The organism is Pseudomonas sp. 05N434 (genome assembly GCF_056396965.1).
On the sequence record NZ_JBFTMK010001044.1, the window covers coordinates 1 to 594 of the forward strand.

Sequence of the window (594 nt, forward strand, 5' to 3'; positions counted from 1 at the left end):
CGGGTGAACCGAGCGCTTTTCCTGCGAATAGTCAGCAAATATGCCTTGTTCTGATCGTGCCTCTATGGACATGTCCCACATCGCGTCAGGGTTCAAAGAGTGAGCAGCAACATCAAACTCTTTCGCAACTGAAAATAATGCTTGTGAGTTATGTTCTCGAGCAAAATATTCAGCTATAACGTTTGCTCTTATTTGAGAAAGTTTTTCGTCAATTTTCTCTTTAGCTTGCGCGGCGATGGTTTTGCCGTTGCTAATGCTTTCAGATATTACATTCAGTGCTACATCGATACTCTGCTTGAATTTTCCGTTCGTATTTCCGTAAGTTACGCCATCTTTTATACCCTCGTATCGACGATGGCGATCCTCGAAGGTTAGTTTCTCCAGCGCGCCATCAAGTGCAATGCTTGCTAATGATGCGATTAAGAGTGCGCATCTTATTGTTTGCTCTTGATGTTGCGCTCTAACTTCAGCGCGCTCGGCAAAGAAACGGAAAGCTATCATGATTTTGTTGAACGCCGCAAAACCTGGCTGACTTACGATAGCTGATTTTGAGTCTGATATAACCTTTAACCAGTCACCATCTTGTTTGTGGGC

At 43.9% G+C, this 594-nt stretch carries 1 protein-coding gene; it reads right to left on the reverse strand.

Annotation, left to right across the window (positions count from 1 at the left end; genetic code table 11):
• Positions 1–594, reverse strand: a 594-nt coding sequence (locus AC1DLB_RS31610; RefSeq protein WP_477786480.1) for a hypothetical protein, incomplete at both ends; no start/stop codon positions are given.